This is a genomic window from Stenotrophomonas sp. 14P6.2.3 (genome assembly GCF_057799055.1).
The window spans coordinates 46933-64177 of record NZ_JBYOLA010000023.1; the positions used below are offsets into that span (position 1 = coordinate 46933).

The 17245-nt window shown below is 68.0% G+C and carries 15 protein-coding genes; 10 read left to right on the forward strand and 5 right to left on the reverse strand.

Annotation, left to right across the window (positions count from 1 at the left end; genetic code table 11):
* Positions 1-6: 6 nt before the first annotated feature.
* Complete coding sequence (phhA, locus tag AC27VL_RS16085; protein WP_205404641.1) at positions 7-900, reverse strand: phenylalanine 4-monooxygenase; 894 nt, start codon at positions 898-900, stop codon at positions 7-9.
* Positions 901-1025: 125 nt separating this feature from the next.
* On the opposite strand from phhA, the gene AC27VL_RS16090 reads away from it, so the two are divergent.
* Together AC27VL_RS16090 and AC27VL_RS16095 are read left to right on the forward strand one after the other, a co-directional pair.
* Positions 1026-1508: an Lrp/AsnC family transcriptional regulator gene (locus AC27VL_RS16090; protein ID WP_346558519.1), complete on the forward strand. Its 483-nt coding sequence runs from the start codon at positions 1026-1028 to the stop codon at positions 1506-1508.
* 104 nt (positions 1509-1612) lie between these two features.
* Positions 1613-3616: a hypothetical protein gene (locus tag AC27VL_RS16095; RefSeq protein WP_488767343.1), complete on the forward strand. Its 2004-nt coding sequence runs from the start codon at positions 1613-1615 to the stop codon at positions 3614-3616.
* A gap of 27 nt (positions 3617-3643) precedes the next feature.
* On the opposite strand, the gene AC27VL_RS16100 is transcribed toward AC27VL_RS16095, so the two are convergent.
* The gene (locus AC27VL_RS16100; protein WP_100554303.1) at positions 3644-4636 is read right to left on the reverse strand and encodes a patatin-like phospholipase family protein; all 993 of its coding nucleotides are present in this window, start codon (positions 4634-4636) and stop codon (positions 3644-3646) included.
* A gap of 211 nt (positions 4637-4847) precedes the next feature.
* Entirely contained in the window at positions 4848-5864 is a 1017-nt protein-coding gene (locus tag AC27VL_RS16105) for a TIGR00266 family protein (protein ID WP_488767345.1), read from the reverse strand.
* 159 nt (positions 5865-6023) lie between these two features.
* Here AC27VL_RS16105 and AC27VL_RS16110 point away from each other — a divergent pair, with 159 nt between their 5' ends.
* Positions 6024-8294 (forward strand): TonB-dependent receptor, encoded by a 2271-nt coding sequence (locus AC27VL_RS16110; protein WP_100554305.1) that lies wholly within the window; start codon positions 6024-6026, stop codon positions 8292-8294.
* Between the two features lie 132 nt (positions 8295-8426).
* On the opposite strand, the gene AC27VL_RS16115 is transcribed toward AC27VL_RS16110, so the two are convergent.
* Positions 8427-9266 (reverse strand): acid phosphatase, encoded by an 840-nt coding sequence (locus tag AC27VL_RS16115; protein WP_488767347.1) that lies wholly within the window; start codon positions 9264-9266, stop codon positions 8427-8429.
* A gap of 233 nt (positions 9267-9499) precedes the next feature.
* Here AC27VL_RS16115 and AC27VL_RS16120 point away from each other — a divergent pair, with 233 nt between their 5' ends.
* Complete coding sequence (locus AC27VL_RS16120; protein WP_089241829.1) at positions 9500-10378, forward strand: hypothetical protein; 879 nt, start codon at positions 9500-9502, stop codon at positions 10376-10378.
* An 11-nt stretch (positions 10379-10389) separates the two neighbouring features.
* Positions 10390-11589, forward strand: a complete 1200-nt coding sequence (locus AC27VL_RS16125) for a DUF4785 domain-containing protein (RefSeq protein ID WP_488767349.1) — start codon at positions 10390-10392, stop codon at positions 11587-11589.
* 128 nt (positions 11590-11717) lie between these two features.
* Here AC27VL_RS16125 and AC27VL_RS16130 read toward each other — a convergent pair whose 3' ends face one another.
* The gene (locus AC27VL_RS16130; RefSeq protein WP_488767357.1) at positions 11718-12548 is read right to left on the reverse strand and encodes an ABC transporter ATP-binding protein; all 831 of its coding nucleotides are present in this window, start codon (positions 12546-12548) and stop codon (positions 11718-11720) included.
* A gap of 143 nt (positions 12549-12691) precedes the next feature.
* Here AC27VL_RS16130 and AC27VL_RS16135 point away from each other — a divergent pair, with 143 nt between their 5' ends.
* The 5 genes from AC27VL_RS16135 to AC27VL_RS16155 form a co-directional block, all read left to right on the forward strand.
* A complete protein-coding gene (locus tag AC27VL_RS16135; protein WP_488767351.1) occupies positions 12692-13894 on the forward strand; it encodes a DesA family fatty acid desaturase in 1203 nt (400 codons plus the stop codon).
* On the forward strand, positions 13891-14226 hold the full coding sequence (locus AC27VL_RS16140) for an EF-hand domain-containing protein (protein WP_100461743.1): 336 nt from the start codon (positions 13891-13893) through the stop codon (positions 14224-14226). Before AC27VL_RS16135 ends, AC27VL_RS16140 begins: the two co-directional genes overlap by 4 nt.
* A 19-nt stretch (positions 14227-14245) precedes the next feature.
* Positions 14246-15058: a bifunctional DNA-formamidopyrimidine glycosylase/DNA-(apurinic or apyrimidinic site) lyase gene (mutM, locus tag AC27VL_RS16145; protein WP_100554311.1), complete on the forward strand. Its 813-nt coding sequence runs from the start codon at positions 14246-14248 to the stop codon at positions 15056-15058.
* A gap of 67 nt (positions 15059-15125) precedes the next feature.
* Positions 15126-15692 carry an ECF-type sigma factor gene (locus tag AC27VL_RS16150; RefSeq protein ID WP_025875449.1) on the forward strand — a complete coding sequence of 189 codons (567 nt, stop codon included), beginning with the start codon at positions 15126-15128 and terminating at the stop codon, positions 15690-15692.
* Between the two features lie 18 nt (positions 15693-15710).
* Positions 15711-17245: serine/threonine-protein kinase (locus tag AC27VL_RS16155; RefSeq protein WP_488767354.1), on the forward strand; the 1535-nt coding region annotated here is incomplete at its 3' end.

Here is a 17245-nt window from a genome sequence, read left to right on the forward strand (position 1 = left end):
GCCTACTCACACATCCCCACCATCAGCCCAGCCTTCGCCCGTACCGGCCTGGAACACGCGGTCGTCGTCCTGCACATCGCCGGCCGGCAGGTGCGCCTGGTCGGCCAGCGCGGCGTAGATCGGGGTGAAGTCCGGCGACGTCGCCTGCATCAGCTGTTCGAAGCTGTCGATGACGAAGTAGGTCTTCTGGAACGTGTCGATGCGGTAGCGCGTGCGCATGATCCGCTGCAGGTCGAAACCGATGCGGTTCGGTGCCGCCGACTCCAGCGAGTACAGCGATTCGCCCTTCGACGAGACGATGCCGGCACCGTAGATGCGCATGCCTTCGGGCGTGTCGATCAGGCCGAACTCCACCGTGTACCAGTACAGGCGGGTCAGGTTCTGCAGCGCCTCGGGGCCGATCGCGTGCGCTTTGACGCCACCACGGCCGTACGCCTCCATGTAGTTGGCGAACACCGGGTTCATCAGCAGCGGCACGTGGCCGAACAGGTCGTGGAACAGATCCGGTTCGGCGATGTAGTCGATCTGGTCGGGGCGACGGATCCACCAGGTGACCGGGAAACGGCGATTGGCCAGGTGATCGAAGAAATCCAGCTCCGGCAGCAGGCCTTCCACGCCCACCAGTGTCCAACCGGTGGCCGCACCGAGTACTTCGTTGAGCTGGTCGAAGCGCGGGATCATGTGCGCGCTCATGCCCATCTCGTCCTGCGCATCCAGGAATTCCTGGCAGGCGCGGCCGACCAGCAGCTCGCGCTGGCGCTGGTACAGCGTGCTCCAGGTGGCGTGGTCGTCGGCGGTATAGGTGTCCCACGGCTGCTCGACGAGCGCGGTGGTGTACACCGGCACGTAGCCCTTGTCGGTCTGCTGGTGTTCGACGCGGCGGGGCTGGGCGAGGTCCATGGAAGACTCCTTGACGGGATACCGTTGATGCTAGGGCAGGGGGCGCGCAACAGGGTTGCAAAAGTTGCGCGGATCAGCCGCCTTGGCGCAATATCATTGCGTACTCACCATGTTGCGGGGCAACAATGGCCGGAGAAGTCCAGTTCGATCGCACGGATATACGTCTGCTGGCCGAAATCCAGCGTGATGGTCGCGCCACCAACGCCGAGCTGGCGGCCCGGGTGAACCTGTCGCCGTCGGCCTGCCTGCGTCGCCTGCAGCGGCTGGAAAGCGAAGGGGTGATCGTCGGCTATGGCGCGCGCCTGGAGCCGCGCCGGCTCGGCCTGGGGCTGCAGGCCTTCGTGCGCGTGCAGCTGGAAAAGCATGACCAGGCCGCGATCGGGCACTTCGTCGACAGCGTGCAGGCCTGGGATGAAGTGGTGGCCTGCCACGCCCTGACCGGCGACATGGACTACCTGCTGCATGTCTATGTGCGCGATCTGGAGCACTTCTCGCGTTTCCTGCTGGACAGGCTGCTCAACGCCGGTGGCGTGGCCGACGCCAATTCCAGCTTCGTGCTGCGCACGGTGAAGGGTTTCCAGGCATTGCCGTTGTCGCAGCTTGAATGAGCGGGGCGCCGTGATGTTTGACGGCGCGCGTGCACTGGCCGAGCATCGTGCCCCGCGGCGGCCGTCAACATGCAGGCAGCGCAGTGATTCCTTCTGGCTCCGGCATGTCTGATACCCCATCCTCGACGTCTTCCCTGGTGTTCCTTCCGCTGCGCGAGCAGAGCCTGCTGCGGCACCTGACCGACGGTACGCCGCCGGACACCCCGCTGGAGCAGGCCGGCCTGCTGGTGGCCATGCTGTGTCGCCGGCAGAAGCAACCGGCCGCCCAGCTGCAGCGCGTGCTGCACGATGCCTGTGCGTTGTTCGCTGCGGATGATGGCCATGCTGCGCAGGCGCAGCTGGCGGCCGCTGCAGGACAGGACGCGCGTGCGCTGGAGGCCTGGCTGGGCGTGCTGGCCGCGCAGGACGTGCTGCTGGCACCGGACGAAGTGATGGAGGCGGTGCTGGCCGTGTCGCCGCACGCATATCCCGGCGCAGACTTCCAGGCGGCCTGCAGGATCACCCTGGAAGAGCACACCATCCATTTCCCGGCGACATCGCTCGCCGAAGGCGATGACGAAGACGCCGGCGATGACGAACAGACAACGCACGCGACCCAGCACAACGGCCTGTTCACCTCCGAACAGGCACGCGTGCTGCGCGCGATCGCGGCCAATCCCGATGAGCTGATCGACCTGCAGGCCTATGCCGGCACCGGCAAGGGCCATCTGGTGCTGGCACTGCTGCAGGCACGCCCAGGCCGCTACGCCTACGTGGCGCCCACGCGTGGCCAGGTCGAGGCATTCCGCGCGCGGCTGCCGGCTGACGCCGGCACGCGCCTGCTGACCCAGATCGAGTTCGCCAACGCGATCGCCCGCCACGCTGCCGCCAACGGCCTGACCGGCGGCTTCGTACCGACCTACCGGCAGAGCACGCTGACCCTGCGCGAAGCGGCTGCCCGCCTCGGCTTGCCAGCCATCGGCACGCGCCGGCCGGACCAGGTGCTGATGATCGCCCTGGACGCCATCAACCGCTGGTGCGCATCGTCAGCGCCGAACCTGCAGGCCTGGCATTTCCAGCGCTCGCTGGCCGCAGCGCAGCTGGAAGCCACGCCGTTCATCGCGGCGGCGGAGTTCGTCTGGCGCTGCATGTTCGATGCGGTCGTTCAGAAGGGCGGCTGCCTGCGCCTGGATGCCGGGCATATCGGCAAATGGCTGGCGCTGCGTGGCGTGCCGCTGCCGGTGTCGCTGGGCATGGTGCTGGTCGATGAGGCACACGATCTCAGCCCGGCATGGAAACAGCTGCTGGCTACCCACGCGCCCGGCGTGGTCAGCCTGGGCGATCCGCATCAGCGGTTGAGCGGACGCGTACAGCGCTGGTCATCGGCGAAAACGCTGGAGATGCACCAGTCGGTGCGCCAGGGGCGCCAGGTCGATGCGCTGGTCAACCAGTCGTTGGCGCTGGACGATCTCGGCGAGCCGGCACCGTTCATGGGGGCCAGCGACCGCGCCACCGGCCTGCGCCGCTATGACGACTGGTCGGTGGTACCCAGCACCGGCGCCCGCGTGTACGGCAGCCTGTGGCGAATGCTGCTGGAAGCCAACCAGCTGGTTGCCCGCGGCGCGCGCGTGCATCTGCACCCGGCATCGCGGCAGGCGCTGTTGAAAGAGGTGGATGGTCCGATCGACGCATGGCGCAGCGCCGCCGGTGGCGGCCCGGGGCAACGCTGGGAAAGCTTCGTGCAGGTCTGCGCCAAGCGTGGACAGGCGGATATCCCCGCGCTGTTTGCCGGTGGCTTCGATGCTGCAGCGTTGCAGCGCCTGCTCGGGCAGCTGGTCGATGCGGGCGAGGCCAGCATCGTGCTGTGCCTGGCCCAGCATGCCAAGAACCTGCAGTTCGCCACGGTGTCCATGGCGCCGTGCTGTTTCGACAGCGGCCATGATGCGCGCGCGCTGCACAGCCCGGTGCGCGCCGCCTATGTGGCGATCACCCGTGCCCAGCAGCAGCTGTGGCTGCCGGGCGACGCGATGGAACAGTTGCAGCTGAGCGCACAGCGGCATGACCGGGCGGTCGATGAGCGGCGCCGGCAGCGACGCCTGGCCAGTGGCTACCCACCGCTGCGGCGCTGAGCGCCACGGTCGATCAAGCGGCGCGCTTCAGCACTTTTCCTTGCGGCCCATCAGCTTGCCCAGGCGCGAAGGTTCGTCGCACTTCGGCGCAGCCACCGGTGCCGGCGCCAATGCGGCGGCGCGGGCCTTCTGCAGCTGCTGGATCTTGGCGCGGATCTGCGGCATCGCCGCCATCGCGGCCTTCTCGCCTTCCAGGATGGCAGTGCCACGCTGGCTGAAATCGGCAGCGCCGATGTCCAGCACCTTCGGCCGGATCACGATGTCCGCGCGTGCCAGTTCCTGCTCGCCCAGGCGCTGGCCCATGATCGAGATCGACTGGTTGACGATGCCGAGCATGCCGGTCGGCGCCTTGCCGCTGGCCTTGCTGGAGATGTCCACGGCGATCACGAACTCGGCGCCGAGCTGGCGTGCGGCGTCCACCGGCACCGGGCTGACCACGCCGCCGTCGATGTAGTTGCGGCCACCGATCTTCACCGGCTCGAACACCCCGGGGATGCTGCTGGAAGCGCGCACCGCCTGGCCGACGTTGCCGCGCACGAAGATCGAGCGCTCACCCGTTTCCAGCTGGGTGGCGACGGCAGCGAACGGTTTCTTCAGGCGCTCGGCCGGGCGGTTGGCCACCTGTTCGTTGACGTAGTCCTGCAGCTTCTGGCCCTGCACCAGGCCACCGGAGAACAGGCGTACGTCGCGGATGCTGGCTTCATCCAGCGCCACCGCCTTGCTCTGCATCTGGAAGGCATCCATGCCGCTGGCATACAGGGCGCCGACCACGCTGCCGGCACTGGTGCCGGACACCACCACCGGTTCGAAGCCGTTGGCCTCGAGCATCTTGATCACGCCGATATGCGCAAAACCCTTGGCCGCGCCGCCGCCGAGCGCGATGCCGATCTTCACCGGCTTGGCCTGCGGCACCAGGGTGGGCTGCGCGGGCGGGGTGGGGCGGACCTCTTCACCACCGCAGCCGGCCAGCAGGCCGAGCAGGGCGACGGACAGCAGCACACGGGGGCGGAACAGGCTCATCGGCAGTGCGCTCGCGGCGCCGGATTCAGGAAAGGGCGCCAGCATACCGAAGGCGAGGCGGAGCGGGCAGGGTGGGGCGACTCCCCATTCATGAAATGCTGGCGGTAGATGCCGACCTTGGCCGGCGCTTGCACAATCCAGTGCCGACCAAGGTCGGCACCTACCGATATCCCGCGGTCAGAACCGGCGCGGTGTCCAGCCTCCGGCCCGCTCAGCCCAGCAGCGAACTCTCGCCGCGGCTCTTGCCGCCGCCCTGCGGCGCGGCCATCCACATGCGCCCGGCCAGGCGCGAGAACGGCAGCGACTGCAGCCAGACCTTGCCCGGCCCGGTCAGGGTGGCCAGGAACACGCCTTCGCCACCGAACAGCACGCTTCGGATGCCTTTGACCCGGCGCACGTCCATGTCCACGGTCGGGTGATAGGCGACGATGCAGCCGGTATCGACATCCAGGCGTTCGCCGGCGGCCAGCTCACGCTCGACCACGCAGCCGCCAGCATGGATGAACACCCAGCCGTCGCCTTCCAGCTTCTGCATGATGAAACCTTCGCCGCCGAACAGGCCGGTCATGATCTTGCGCTGGAACTGCACGCCGATCTGCACGCCGCGCGCACCCGCCAGGAAGCTGTCCTTCTGGCAGATCAGGCGACCGCCGTGCTGGTCCAGCTTCATCGCCAGCACCGTGCCGGGATAGGGCGCGGCGAAGGCGACCTTGCCGCGGCCCTGGCCGGTCTGCGTGTAGACGGTGGCAAACAGGCTCTCACCGGTCAGCACGCGCTTGCCGGCGGCCATCACCTTGTCCATGAAACCGCTGCCCTGGCCACCGCGTGCGCCGCCGCCGAAGACGGTATCCATCTGCACCGAAGCGTCCTTGAACATCAACGCGCCGGCCTCGGCCACCGCACCTTCGCCAGGGTCCAGTTCGATTTCCACGAACTGCATTTCATGGCCGACGATGCGGAAATCGATGCGGTCGGCACGGCCGCCGGCTGATGCTGTTGCGGCTGCGGGCATGGCTGCGGGCATGGCTGCGGGCATCGGCGGCGGCGCTGCCGTCGCGGCGCCGGCCTGCTGCAGGCCGACGATTTCGGACACCGGTGTCCACCCTGTCATGCCCTGGCACCAGGCCAACGCGCGTGGATTGGCCTGTGCGAAGCGGCGCGCGGCCTCCTCGTCGAACGGACCGACACGGTCGGCCTGGCCGGGAGCATGGAAGTACCACTGGGTCATCGCAGCAGGTCCGTTGCGGGGGAAAACCCCGAGTCTAGCGGCAGCTTCCGGCGGCGCGGGAGGCGGCCATGAACGATCGGCATTTGCGGGGGAGGTGCTGTATTGCAACAATTATCTGGTAGCGCCGTTTTACCACCCCTCCAAACACAGCCTACCGCCATGTCTCCGACCCGTACTTCCCGTGGCCGCTCTCCGGTCGCGCGCCCGCTCGTTGTCGCTCTTTCCGCCCTGCTGCCGCTGGTAGCAGCCGCCCAGGAAACCCCCGCCGCCAAGGATCCGGTCGCCCTCGATGCGCTGCAGGTGACTGCACAGCGTCGCGTCGAGAACGCCAAGGACGTACCGGTTGCGATCAGCGCGATCCAGGGCGAAAAGCTCGACGTGCTCGGTTCGGCGGGCGATGACATCCGCTTCCTTGCTGCGCGCGTGCCGAGCCTCAACATCGAGTCTTCCTACGGCCGTGCCTTCCCGCGCTTCTACATCCGCGGCCTGGGCAACACCGATTTCGACCTCAACGCTTCGCAGCCGGTCTCGCTGGTGTACGACGATGTGGTGCAGGAAAGCCCGCTGCTGAAGGGCTTCCCGCTGTTCGACCTGGCCGGTGTGGAAGTGCTGCGCGGTCCGCAGGGCACCCTGTTCGGGCGCAACACCCCGGCCGGCGTGGTCAAGTTCGATTCGGCGCGTCCGTCGCAGGATGCCGATGGCTACGTGCGCGTGGGCTATGGCACCTACAACAGCTGGAATGTGCAGGGCGCCTACGGCGGCCCGCTGACCGACCGCTGGTCCGCACGCGTGTCGGCCATCTACCAGCGTCGCGACGACTGGGTCGACAACACCCGTGCCGGTGCGCCCAACAGCGGCTTCGAAGGCTATGACGAAGCCGCCGGCCGCGTGCAGTTCCTGTACGAAGGCGATGATTTCGAAGCGCTGTTCAACCTGCACAAGCGCAAGCTCAACGGCACCGCCCGCCTGTTCCGCGCCAACATCATCGAGAAGGGCGGCAACGCGCTGGTCGAGAACTTCGACCGCGACAAGGTCGCCAACGACGGCGTCAATTTCTCCGACCTGGAAACCTGGGGCGGCAGCGCGCGCCTGCAGTGGAACCTCGGTTCGGTGACCCTGCATTCGATCACCGGCTATGAGACCGCCGAATCGCTCAACCGTGGCGACATCGACGGTGGCTACGGCGCAGCGTTCCTCGGCGCGGGCAACTCCGGCCCGGGCCTGATTCCGTTCTCGTCCGAGTCGGCCGACGGCCTGCCGCACCACCGCCAGTGGACCCAGGAATTCCGCGTGGAATCCAACGAATGGGGCCGCTTCGACTGGCAGGCCGGCGTCTTCTACTTCGATGAAGACGTCACCATCAACAACTTCAACTATGACTCGCTGACGCCGGGCAATCCGCAGACCGGCCACGTGGTGCAGCAGCAGCGCAACAAGGCGTGGGCGGTGTTCGCTTCGGGCGACTTCGATGTCACCGACCGCTTCAAGCTGCGTGCCGGTGTGCGCTACACGCAGGACAAGAAGGACTTCAGCGCCAGCGTGCTGCAGGCCGTGCCGTTCGGTACCCCGGTCAGTGGCCCGTACCTGGCCAACACCGACGTCAACGACGTCAGCTGGGATGTCAGCGGCGTGTACAAGCTGACCGACAACGTCAATGCCTATGCACGCGTGGCCAAGGGCTTCCGCGCACCGTCGATCCAGGGTCGACTGGCGTTTGCGCCGGGTCTGTCGCAGGCCGATTCGGAGAAGGTGATTTCGTACGAAGCGGGCATCAAGGCCGACCTGTTCGAGCGTCGCGCGCGCCTGGGCTTCAGCGTGTTCCGCTACGACGTGGACGGACAGCAGCTGATCGCCGTCGGCGGCACCAACAACACCGCCACCCTGCTCAACGCCGACAAGACCATCGGCCAGGGCGTCGAGCTGGACCTGGAGGCCTATCTGGCCGACAACGTCCTGCTGACCTTCGGCAGCAGCTACAACGACACCGAGATCAAGGACAAGAACCTGGCGGTGGCGGTCTGCGGTGGCGGCTGCACCATCACCGACCCGACCACGATCATCAATGGCGGCACCTACGCCCTGGTCAACGGCAATCCGCTGCCGCAGGCGCCGAAGTGGATCCACAACGCAACCCTGCGCGTGGGCTTCCCGCTCAGCGATGGCAGCGAGCTGTATGCCTACACCGACTGGGCCTACCGCAGCGCGGTCAACTTCTTCATCTACGAGTCGCCGGAGTTCCGTGGCCGCAGCTCGCTGGAAGGTGGCCTGCGCCTGGGCTACAACTGGGATTACGGCCAGTACGACGTGGCCGTGTTCGGCCGCAACCTGACCAACCAGACCCGCGTGGTCGGCGCGATCGACTTCAACAACCTGACCGGCTTCCTCAACGAGCCGCGTACCTGGGGCGTGGAGTTCACCGCGAAGTTCTGATGCGGTTGCTGCGGTAATGCAATGAAGAAGGGCCGGCGCAACGCCGGCCCTTCTGTTTTTTGCTTCCTGTAGAGCCGAGCCTGCGCTCGGCTGCTCTGAGCCGAGCATGGCTCGGCTCTACAGAGGCATGGCTTACAGCGCGCTCTGCGGGCGCACCTTCAGCACCGCGTTTTCGGTGGCGCAGTCACGGCTGGAATGCAGGCCGGCCTTGCGCGCGGCAGCGATTTCCCTGCGTGCGGCCAGCAGATCCTTGTTGAACGCGGCGTTGTCATGCAGGCGGGCAACGGCGGTTGCGCCCATGAAGCGGCCTTCGAGGATGTCACTCTGCCAGTGCACGTTGCACACCAGGCGGCTCTCGCCGTAGTTGCGGCCACGTGCCTGGATGGCATCGGCGCGGTCCGGTGCGATCTCCGACAGGATCAATGCCCATGCCCAGCCGATCGAGGTGTGGCCGGACGGGTAGGAACCGTTGCTGCGCAGACCCTCCTCATCCTTCGGCGAGCAGGTCGGCTCGCCGTTGACCATGAACGGACGCGGGCGCTGGTACGTGTTCTTGGCGGCCTTGGTGGCAGCACTGGCGTCGATGCGGCTGCGCTCCAGCAGGCGGTACAGGGCCGGGGTCTTCACTGCATCGACGTCGATGTCGGCGGCGCAGGAAAAGTGGTTGGCGCCTTCCGGGAAGCCCAGTTCGGCATCGACACTTGCCTGGGCGAAACGCGGGCTGCCGCGCAGCGCACGTGCCTCGCGGCTGACCTGCTCATCCAGCGCGAAGGCGGCCGAGCCGGCGGCCGGTGGCGCAGGCACTAGATCGATGCTGGCCGGCACTGCGGTCTTGTCCAGGTAGCCCACGGCCTTGGTGGTGATGTTGGCTTCGACCGCGGTCGGCTTGCTGGCGGTGGCGGCACAGCCGGCCAGCGACAGCGCGATTGCCAGGCCGAGCAACGGACGGGCAGGGGGGAGGATCGACGACATGGGCAGACTCGGGCTGGGAACTCGCTGGCCATGATCGCAGCCTCGATTGCCGGCCGCAGCGTCCATCAGTCATACGGCCAGACCCGGCATGGTCAGACGCTGGGCGATGAAAACAGTCATCAATTGTCGGCAATCTCCTGAATCCGGGCGCAGCGCACGGACTTTCACGCGCTGCCGCCATGAGCATCAGGTCACAGCCGGGCCGGGGGGATCCGCTGAAAGGGAGAGAAGCGATGCGCAGCACCGCAACAGGAAGTACCGTTCTGGCCCTGGTTCTGGGGCTGGCGACCGCCCCGGCGCAGGCCGCCGACGTCTACGGCGTGGCCTTCGTGCATGGCACCGGCGCGCAGACCAATGCCACGCAGGACTACTGGCAGCCGGCGATCATCGACACCGTCCGCCAGGGCCTGCCGAACAGCAGCAACTACGTGGTTATCAACTGCGACTTCACCCAGTACATGTGGAAGCCGGAAGCGGCCGGTTGCCTGGCCAACCAGCTCACCGGCTTCATCGACAGCCGTGGCATCACCCAGCTGGTGGTGATCACCCACTCCAACGGCGGCAACGTGATGCGCTGGATCCTGTCCAACCCCACCTACGACAGCCGCTACCCGAAGATCATCAACCGGGTGCGCAAGGTCACTGCGCTGGCGCCCTCGTCGGCAGGTACGCCGCTGGCCGACGCCGTGCTCAACGGCAATACCTTCGAAACCTCGCTGGGCTGGTTGCTGGGCTACAAGAGCGATGCCGTGCGCATGCAGCAGGTGGGACACATGGCCACCTACAACGCGCAGAACCTGTACGGCACCGCCGGCCGCCCGGCCCTGCCCAAGCCGTTCCGCGCCGTGGTCGGCAGCGATGTCGAATCGGCGGTGTGGGACAGCAACAGCTACTGCGGTGGCTATGCCGCCAACGTCGGCCTGGAGTTCACCCAGAACTGGCTGTCGTCGTGCTCGGACGGTTTCCTGGAATGCAGCAGCCAGAAGGCGGCCGGCACCCTGTGGTTCACCGACAAGGCGCGCACCCAGGGCGCCGAGCCGCTCAGCCACAACCAGAGCCGCCGCGAGTGCTTCGGCCTCGGCAGCATCCTGCGCAACGACCTGACCCAGTGAGGGAGATGACCATGACGATCCATTCCACCTTGCTGGCTACCGCCGTGTTTGCGGTCCTTTCCACCGCATCGGCGCAGGCCGCGCAGCCGCTGCGCGTCGCCGCTGGCGACCAGATTCCCGCCGGCCTGGTTGCCGCGCCGCTGCCGGCCGACGAAAGCGAGCACGCGCCGCTGGCCTTCGCCTGGGCGCTGGACCCGGCGCAACCACTGCAGGCCCCCGGCCCCCAGGCCGCGATCAGCCGCAGCTACTGGCAGCAGGTCGACGGTGCCGAGCTGCAGCGCGGCCTGGAACTGCCACTGAGCGCACCCGATGCGGTGATCCAGCTCAGCCCGGCGCCGGGTGCCCGCGCGCTGCCGGCCAGCGCGCTGCAGGTGCGTGATCCGGCGGGGCGCAGCAGCGTTGCGCGCAGTGTCGATGCACGCCAGCTGCAGAATGCGGGCATGCCGGTCAGCGATGGCAGCAGCATGCTGCGCACCGGTACCACCAGCGCAGCTGGCGCTTACCGGTTGCAGAGCGCGCAGGCGCAGGGCCGCTACGTGGTGCAGGTGCTGGAGCCCAACAGCCCGCTGCGGTTGGAAGTACAGGCCAGCCAAGCGCAGGTGCTGGCCGGTGGCAACGTGCAACTGCAGGCGCGTCTGCTGGAAGACGGGGCCAGCGCGGCGACGTTGCGCACACGGCGCGGCAGCCTTGGCGGTGAAGCGCTGCTGGTTGCACCCGATGGCCGCAGCTGGCCGCAGCGGCTGCTGCGCACCACCGATGGCAGCCTGCGTGCACAGGTGAGGATTCCAGCCGAGGCCAGCAACGCACAGGGCCTGTGGGAGCTGCAGGTGTTCGCCCAGGCCGACGGCGTGCTGCGCGATGGCAAGGTTGCCTTCGCGGTGGCCAGGCCGACCGCCCGCTTCGCTGGCGAGGCCATGCCCGATCCGGGCAGCCGCCGGGTCAGCCTGCCGCTGCAGGTGGCCGCCGCTGGCCGCTACGAGGCGCGCGGCACGCTGTATGCCACCGCAGCCAACGGCCAGTTGCAGCCGGTGGCGCAGGCCCATGCCGCAGCGTGGTTCGATGGCCCGGGCCGCGGCGCGCTGGTGCTGCCGTTCGACCAGGCCGCGTTGCCTGCCGGCTTCGGTGCGCCGTATGAACTGCGCGACCTGCAGCTGCAGGACCAGAGCCGGATGGCACCGATCGAGTCGCGCGCGCTGGCGTTGCGGTTCTGAAGCAGGGCGTGGCGGGCCGGATGTCCGGCCCGCTGCACCGTCTTCTGTAGAGCCGAGCCTATGCTCGGCTGCCGTTCCCGCGGCCAAGAGCAGCCGAGCATAGGCTCGGCTCTACAGTGGCATGTCGATCACCCCGCGTACGCGGTCAGCCGTCCTTCCTGTTCCACCACCGTGATCGCGCCGCCGAACACGGCCGACAGCGGTTCGTCGCGCAGCAGCTCGGCGCGCGCGCCATCGGCCAGCACGCGGCCGTCGCGCAGCAGCACCACCCGCTCGATCTCGGGAATCACTTCCTCGATGTGGTGGGTGACCAGCACCAGGGTGATGCCCTGCTGGGCGAGCACGCGCATGGTGGCGATCAACTGCTGGCGGGCCACCAGGTCCAGCCCGGTGGAGGGTTCATCCAGCAGCAGCGCCTGCGGCCGGTTGACCAGCGCACGGGCGATCAGCACGCGGCGGGTCTCGCCGGCCGACAGTTCGGCGTAGGCACGCTCACGCAGGCCCGACGCACCGGTCATCGCCAGGGTCTCGCCCACCCGCACGCGCATGTCGGCGGTGACCTCGCGGAAGGCCGGCACCATGTAGCTGGCGAAGAACCCCGACAGCACTGCCTGCTCCACCGTCAGCCCCGGCATGTCGGCCAGATTGCTGCTGAGGTCGCCAGTGACGATGCCCAGCTGCGAACGCAGCCGGTCGACCTGCCAGCGGTTCTGCCCCAGCACCTTCACCGCCACCGTGCCGTCGGCCTGCGCGAGCGGATACAGCTCGCGGGTGATCAGCTTGATGAAGGTGGACTTGCCACAGCCATTGGGGCCGAGCAGGGCGGTGTGCTGGCCCTGCGCGATGCGCAGGCTCAGCCCGTGCAGGACCTTCACCTGGCCGCGCATCACGCTGGCGCGGTCCAGTTCGATCAAGGGCGGCAGGTCCCCGCCGGATGGGGCAGGGTCTACGGCGTGGATGCGCGGATCAAGGCTCGACAACACGGGTCCCCAACTGTGAACGAAGCCACGGAATGGCGCTGCCAATCCAGCGGTGCAAGGTGCAGTTTGCAACGCAAGCGCCCATGATGTCTTCCATACCTGTGTCGCTCTGGAGAGCCGCCATGCCTGATGCCCTGATGTCCCTGCTGACTGGTGGCGTGCTGAGCCTGGGCTGGTGGCAGCTGGCCCTGGTGCTGCTGGTCTTCACCCAGCTCACGATCTTCTCGGTCACCCTCTACCTGCACCGCAGCCAAGCGCATCGGGGCGTGGATTTCCACCCGGTGGTCGCGCACTTCTTCCGCTTCTGGACCTGGCTGACCACCTCGATGATCACCAAGGAATGGGTGGCGATCCATCGCAAGCACCACGCCAAGGTGGAAACCGAGGACGACCCGCACAGCCCGGTCACCCGTGGCATCGGCCAGGTGTTCTGGCGCGGCGTGGAGCTCTACCGCGAAGCACGCGGCATGCGCGCGGACATCGAACAGTACGGTCGCGGCACGCCGGACGACGCCATCGAGCGCCGCCTGTACACCCCCTATGCCACCTTCGGCCCGGTGCTGCTGTTTGCGATCAACACGGTGCTGTTCGGCCTGCCGGGCATCGCCCTGTGGGCGATCCAGATGGCGTGGATTCCGTTCTGGGCCGCCGGCGTGGTCAATGGCCTGGGCCACTGGTGGGGCTACCGCAACTACGAGTCGGCCGACACCTCCACCAACCTGACGCCGTGGGCGTTCTGGATTGGTGGCGAGGAACTGCACAACAACCACCATGCGTTCCCCAGCTCGGCGCGCTTTGCGATGCGGCGCTGGGAGTTCGACATCGGCTGGAGCGCGATCCGCCTGCTGCAGGCTCTGCGCCTGGCCAAGGTACTGCGGGTGGCGCCGGCCATGGACGTGCGCCCGAACATCGCCGTGCCCGACGCTGACACCCTGAAAGCCCTGTTGTCGCATCGCTTCCAGGCGATGACCGACTACCAGCGCAACGTGTTCATGCCGGCATTGCGCGAGGAAGCACGACACGCCGGTGCCAAGCTGCGCCGGTTGCTGCCGCGCAGGCTGCGTCGTGGCCTGGTCAACGACGGCCGTTGGTTGAAGCCGGACAGCCGCGCGCAGCTCAGCGAATGGGTCGCCCAGCGCCCGCGCATCCGTACCCTGGTGGAATATCGCGCGCGCCTGGCAACGCTGCTGGAAGCGCGTGGTCACGATGCCGCCGAGCGTCTGCGCCAATTGCAGGCCTGGTGCCGCGAGGCCGAGGAAAGCGGCATTGCCGCGCTGCAGGCCTATGCCGCGCGACTGAAGGGTTACACCCTGGTGGGCGGATGAGGGCTGCGTTGACGGTGTTGTTGCTGGTCGCAGTGTGGGCGCCTGCCGTGCAGGCCCAGGTAAGCGATACCGCCAGCTACCTGCAGCGCATGGACAGCGACGGAGATGGCAAGGTCAGTGAAGCCGAGTACCTGCAGTGGATGCTGTACGCCTTCGATCGCATGGACCGCAATGGCGATGGCGTGCTGAGCGCCGATGAACTGCCCGGCGGCAAGGGCAGGGCCATTACCCGCGAACAGCAGCGGCAGACGATCGTGCAGCGCTTCCACAAGCAGGACGCCAACGGTGATGGGTTCCTGGATGCGCGGGAACTGGCTGCACCACCACGCTGAGCGGGCATAGAATCTTCCCATGCCCGAACTGCCCGAAGTAGAAACCACCCGCCGCGGCCTGGCGCCGCACCTGCAGGGCCGCCGCGTGCATGGGGTGATCCTGCGCCGTGCCGACCTGCGCTGGCCGATCCCGCCGGAAGTGGCCGAGCTGCTGCCCGGCCAGCGCATCGAAGACGTGCGCCGCCGCGCCAAGTACCTGCTGCTGGATACCGCCATCGGCAGTGCCGTACTGCACCTGGGCATGTCCGGCAGCCTGCGCGTGCTGCCCGGCGACACCCCGCTGCGCGCCCACGACCATGTGGACATCAGTCTGGACAACGGCCGCCTGCTGCGCTTCAACGACCCGCGCCGCTTCGGCAGCCTGCTCTGGCAGCCGGCCGGCGAGATCCATCCGTTGCTGCAGGGGCTGGGCCCGGAACCGCTGGATGAAGCCTTCGACGGTGACTACCTGTTCGCGCGCAGCCGGGGCCGCAGCGCGCCGGTGAAGACCTTCCTGATGGACCAGGCGGTGGTGGTCGGCGTGGGCAACATCTACGCGGCCGAAAGCCTGTTCAAGGCCGGCATCAGCCCGCTGCGCGAAGCTGGCAAGGTCACCCGCGAGCGCTACCGGCGGCTGGCCACGGCAGTGAAGGAAACGCTGGACTACGCGATCACCCGTGGTGGCACCACCCTGCGTGATTTCATCAGCCCCGACGGCGCGCCGGGCTACTTCGAGCAGGAGCTGCTGGTGTACGGCCGCGATGGCCTGCCGTGCCCCAGCTGCGGCCGCCCGCTCAAGCACGCGATGATCGGCCAGCGGGCCAGCGTGTGGTGCAGCCGCTGCCAGCGCTGAACGTCTTCATGCGCTGCACACGCGCAGCGCTATAGTCCAGCCAACATCCGCTGCGGGGGCGTTGGCGATGGATGAAGGACCGGATATCACCGTCTGGCTGGATGCTGCGCGCGGTGGCGATCGCGCCGCGCTCGACCGCGTGCTGACCACCCTGTACCAGGAGCTGCACAGCATGGCCCGGCGGCAGCTGGCCGGGCAGCAGGGGCGGACCCTGGATGCCACCTCGCTGGTCCACGAGTCCTACCTGAAGCTGCTGGGCAGCCGCGGTGCGGCGCGCTTCGAGGACCGTGCGCACTTCTTCGCCTATGCAGCCTCGGCGATGCGCAGCGTGGTCGTCGATTACGCGCGCAACCGCTTGGCGCGCAAGCGCGGTGGCGACCTCAAGCGGGTGGCCGAGATTCCCGAGAACAGCAGCAGCGGCGTGCGCCTGGACGAGGACCTGCTGGCCCTCGATGTTGCGTTGGAACGCCTGCAGGCCGTCGATGCGCACCTGGCCAAGGTGGTGGAGCTGCGCTACTTCGCGGGCCTGTCCGAGCTGGAGATCGCCGAGCTGAGCCAGCGCTCCGAACGCAGCATCCGCCGCGACTGGCAGAAAGCGCGGCTGTTCCTGCTGGCCGCGATGCGCAGCGACTGAGTCGCCGCGACCCACATCATGGATACCGCCCGCTGGCAGCAATTGTCGTCCTGGCTGGACCAGCTGCTGGAGCTGGCACCCGCCGCCCGCCAGCTGCGCCTGCAGCGCTTGAGCGCGCAGGACCCGACGCTGGGACGCGAGCTGGAACACCTGCTGCAGCAGGAGGCCGACAGCCACGAGTTCATGGCACAGCCGCTGTGGACCACCACACCGCCGGGCCGGGCCGGCAGCGAGGTCGGTCCCTACAGGTTGCTGCACCCGCTCGGCGAAGGTGGCATGGGCGAGGTATGGTTGGCCGAGCGCTGCGATGGCCTGTACCAGCGTCAGGTCGCACTGAAGCTGCTGCGCAGCGGCGTCGCCGATCCCGGCCTGCGCCAGCGCTTCGGCCGCGAGCGGCAGATCCTGGCCCGCCTGCAGCACCCGCATCTGGCGCAACTGCTGGACGCCGGGGTGGACCAGCACGGGCAGCCTTACCTGGCGCTGGATTACGTGGAAGGCGAGCCGATCAGCGACTACTGCCGGCGCCTGCAACCGCCGCTGGAAACGCGTCTGCAGCTGATGCTGCAGGTCTGCGCGGTGGTCAGCCATGCGCATGCCAACCTGGTGGTGCACCGCGACCTGAAGCCCTCCAACATCCTGGTGCGCGCCGATGGCACGGTGAAACTGCTCGACTTCGGCATCGCCAAGCTGCTCGACCACGACGATCCGAACGCGGCGCATCCGGCCACCGAAATCCGCGCGTTCACCCTGCACTACGCCGCGCCGGAGCAGGTGCGTGGCGAGGCGGTGACGACCTTGACCGACGTCTATTCGCTGGGCGTGGTGCTGTTCGAGGTGGTCACCGGGCACAAGCCCTATCGCCTGCGACGGCACAGCGACGCGGAATGGGAGCGCTCGATCCTGGATGTGCAGGCACCGCGCGCGTCGGCGCTGCTGCAACGGCTGGCCGCCGAGCCCGGAGCGCCAAAACGCGCCCTGCAGCGGCAGGCGAAGCGATTGCGGGGCGATCTGGACGTGCTGTTGGAAAAGGCCCTGCAGAAGGATCCGCAGCAGCGCTACAGCTCGGCCGAGGCGCTGGCCGGCGACCTGCGCCGCTACCTGCAGGGGCAGCCGATCCAGGCGCGACCGCCGGGCGTGGGTTACCGGGTGCGCAAGTACATTGGCCGCCATCGCTGGGGCGTGGCCTTGGCGACGCTGTCGGTGTTGGCGCTGCTGCTGACCACGTCCATCGCCCTGTGGCAGGCGCGCCAGGCGCGGGTGGAAATGGCGCGTGCGCAGGCCATGCAGGATTTCACCGTTGGCCTGTTCGACAAGGCGGCCAGCCAGCGCCACGGCCATTTCGACGTGCCGCAGCTGCTGGCCACCGGCCAGCAACGGGGAGAAGCCGAACTGGCTGACCAGCCGCTGGCGCTGGCCGAGCTGCAAGGGGTGATCGGCCGCCTGCGCATCGGCCTGGGCGACTACCAGCTGGCGCTGCAGACGCTGGACCAGCAGCGCCGGCTGCTGCAGGAAGTGGGCGAGGTGCCGCCGGCGCTGCAGATCGAGGCGGTGAC

What these genes read in the sequence shown, in the direction of transcription:
- AC27VL_RS16135 (WP_488767351.1), top strand. Translation starts at nt 12,692, where the DNA reads ATGCCTGATGCCCTGATGTCCCTGCTGACTGGTGGCGTGCTGAGCCTG.
- AC27VL_RS16125 (WP_488767349.1), top strand. Translation starts at nt 10,390, where the DNA reads ATGACGATCCATTCCACCTTGCTGGCTACCGCCGTGTTTGCGGTCCTT.
- AC27VL_RS16150 (WP_025875449.1), top strand. Translation starts at nt 15,126, where the DNA reads ATGGATGAAGGACCGGATATCACCGTCTGGCTGGATGCTGCGCGCGGT.
- mutM (WP_100554311.1), top strand. Translation starts at nt 14,246, where the DNA reads ATGCCCGAACTGCCCGAAGTAGAAACCACCCGCCGCGGCCTGGCGCCG.
- phhA (WP_205404641.1), bottom strand. Translation starts at nt 900, where the DNA reads ATGGACCTCGCCCAGCCCCGCCGCGTCGAACACCAGCAGACCGACAAG.
- AC27VL_RS16140 (WP_100461743.1), top strand. Translation starts at nt 13,891, where the DNA reads ATGAGGGCTGCGTTGACGGTGTTGTTGCTGGTCGCAGTGTGGGCGCCT.
- AC27VL_RS16110 (WP_100554305.1), top strand. Translation starts at nt 6,024, where the DNA reads ATGTCTCCGACCCGTACTTCCCGTGGCCGCTCTCCGGTCGCGCGCCCG.
- AC27VL_RS16105 (WP_488767345.1), bottom strand. Translation starts at nt 5,864, where the DNA reads ATGACCCAGTGGTACTTCCATGCTCCCGGCCAGGCCGACCGTGTCGGT.
- AC27VL_RS16115 (WP_488767347.1), bottom strand. Translation starts at nt 9,266, where the DNA reads ATGTCGTCGATCCTCCCCCCTGCCCGTCCGTTGCTCGGCCTGGCAATC.
- AC27VL_RS16095 (WP_488767343.1), top strand. Translation starts at nt 1,613, where the DNA reads ATGTCTGATACCCCATCCTCGACGTCTTCCCTGGTGTTCCTTCCGCTG.
- AC27VL_RS16090 (WP_346558519.1), top strand. Translation starts at nt 1,026, where the DNA reads ATGGCCGGAGAAGTCCAGTTCGATCGCACGGATATACGTCTGCTGGCC.
- AC27VL_RS16100 (WP_100554303.1), bottom strand. Translation starts at nt 4,636, where the DNA reads ATGAGCCTGTTCCGCCCCCGTGTGCTGCTGTCCGTCGCCCTGCTCGGC.
- AC27VL_RS16120 (WP_089241829.1), top strand. Translation starts at nt 9,500, where the DNA reads ATGCGCAGCACCGCAACAGGAAGTACCGTTCTGGCCCTGGTTCTGGGG.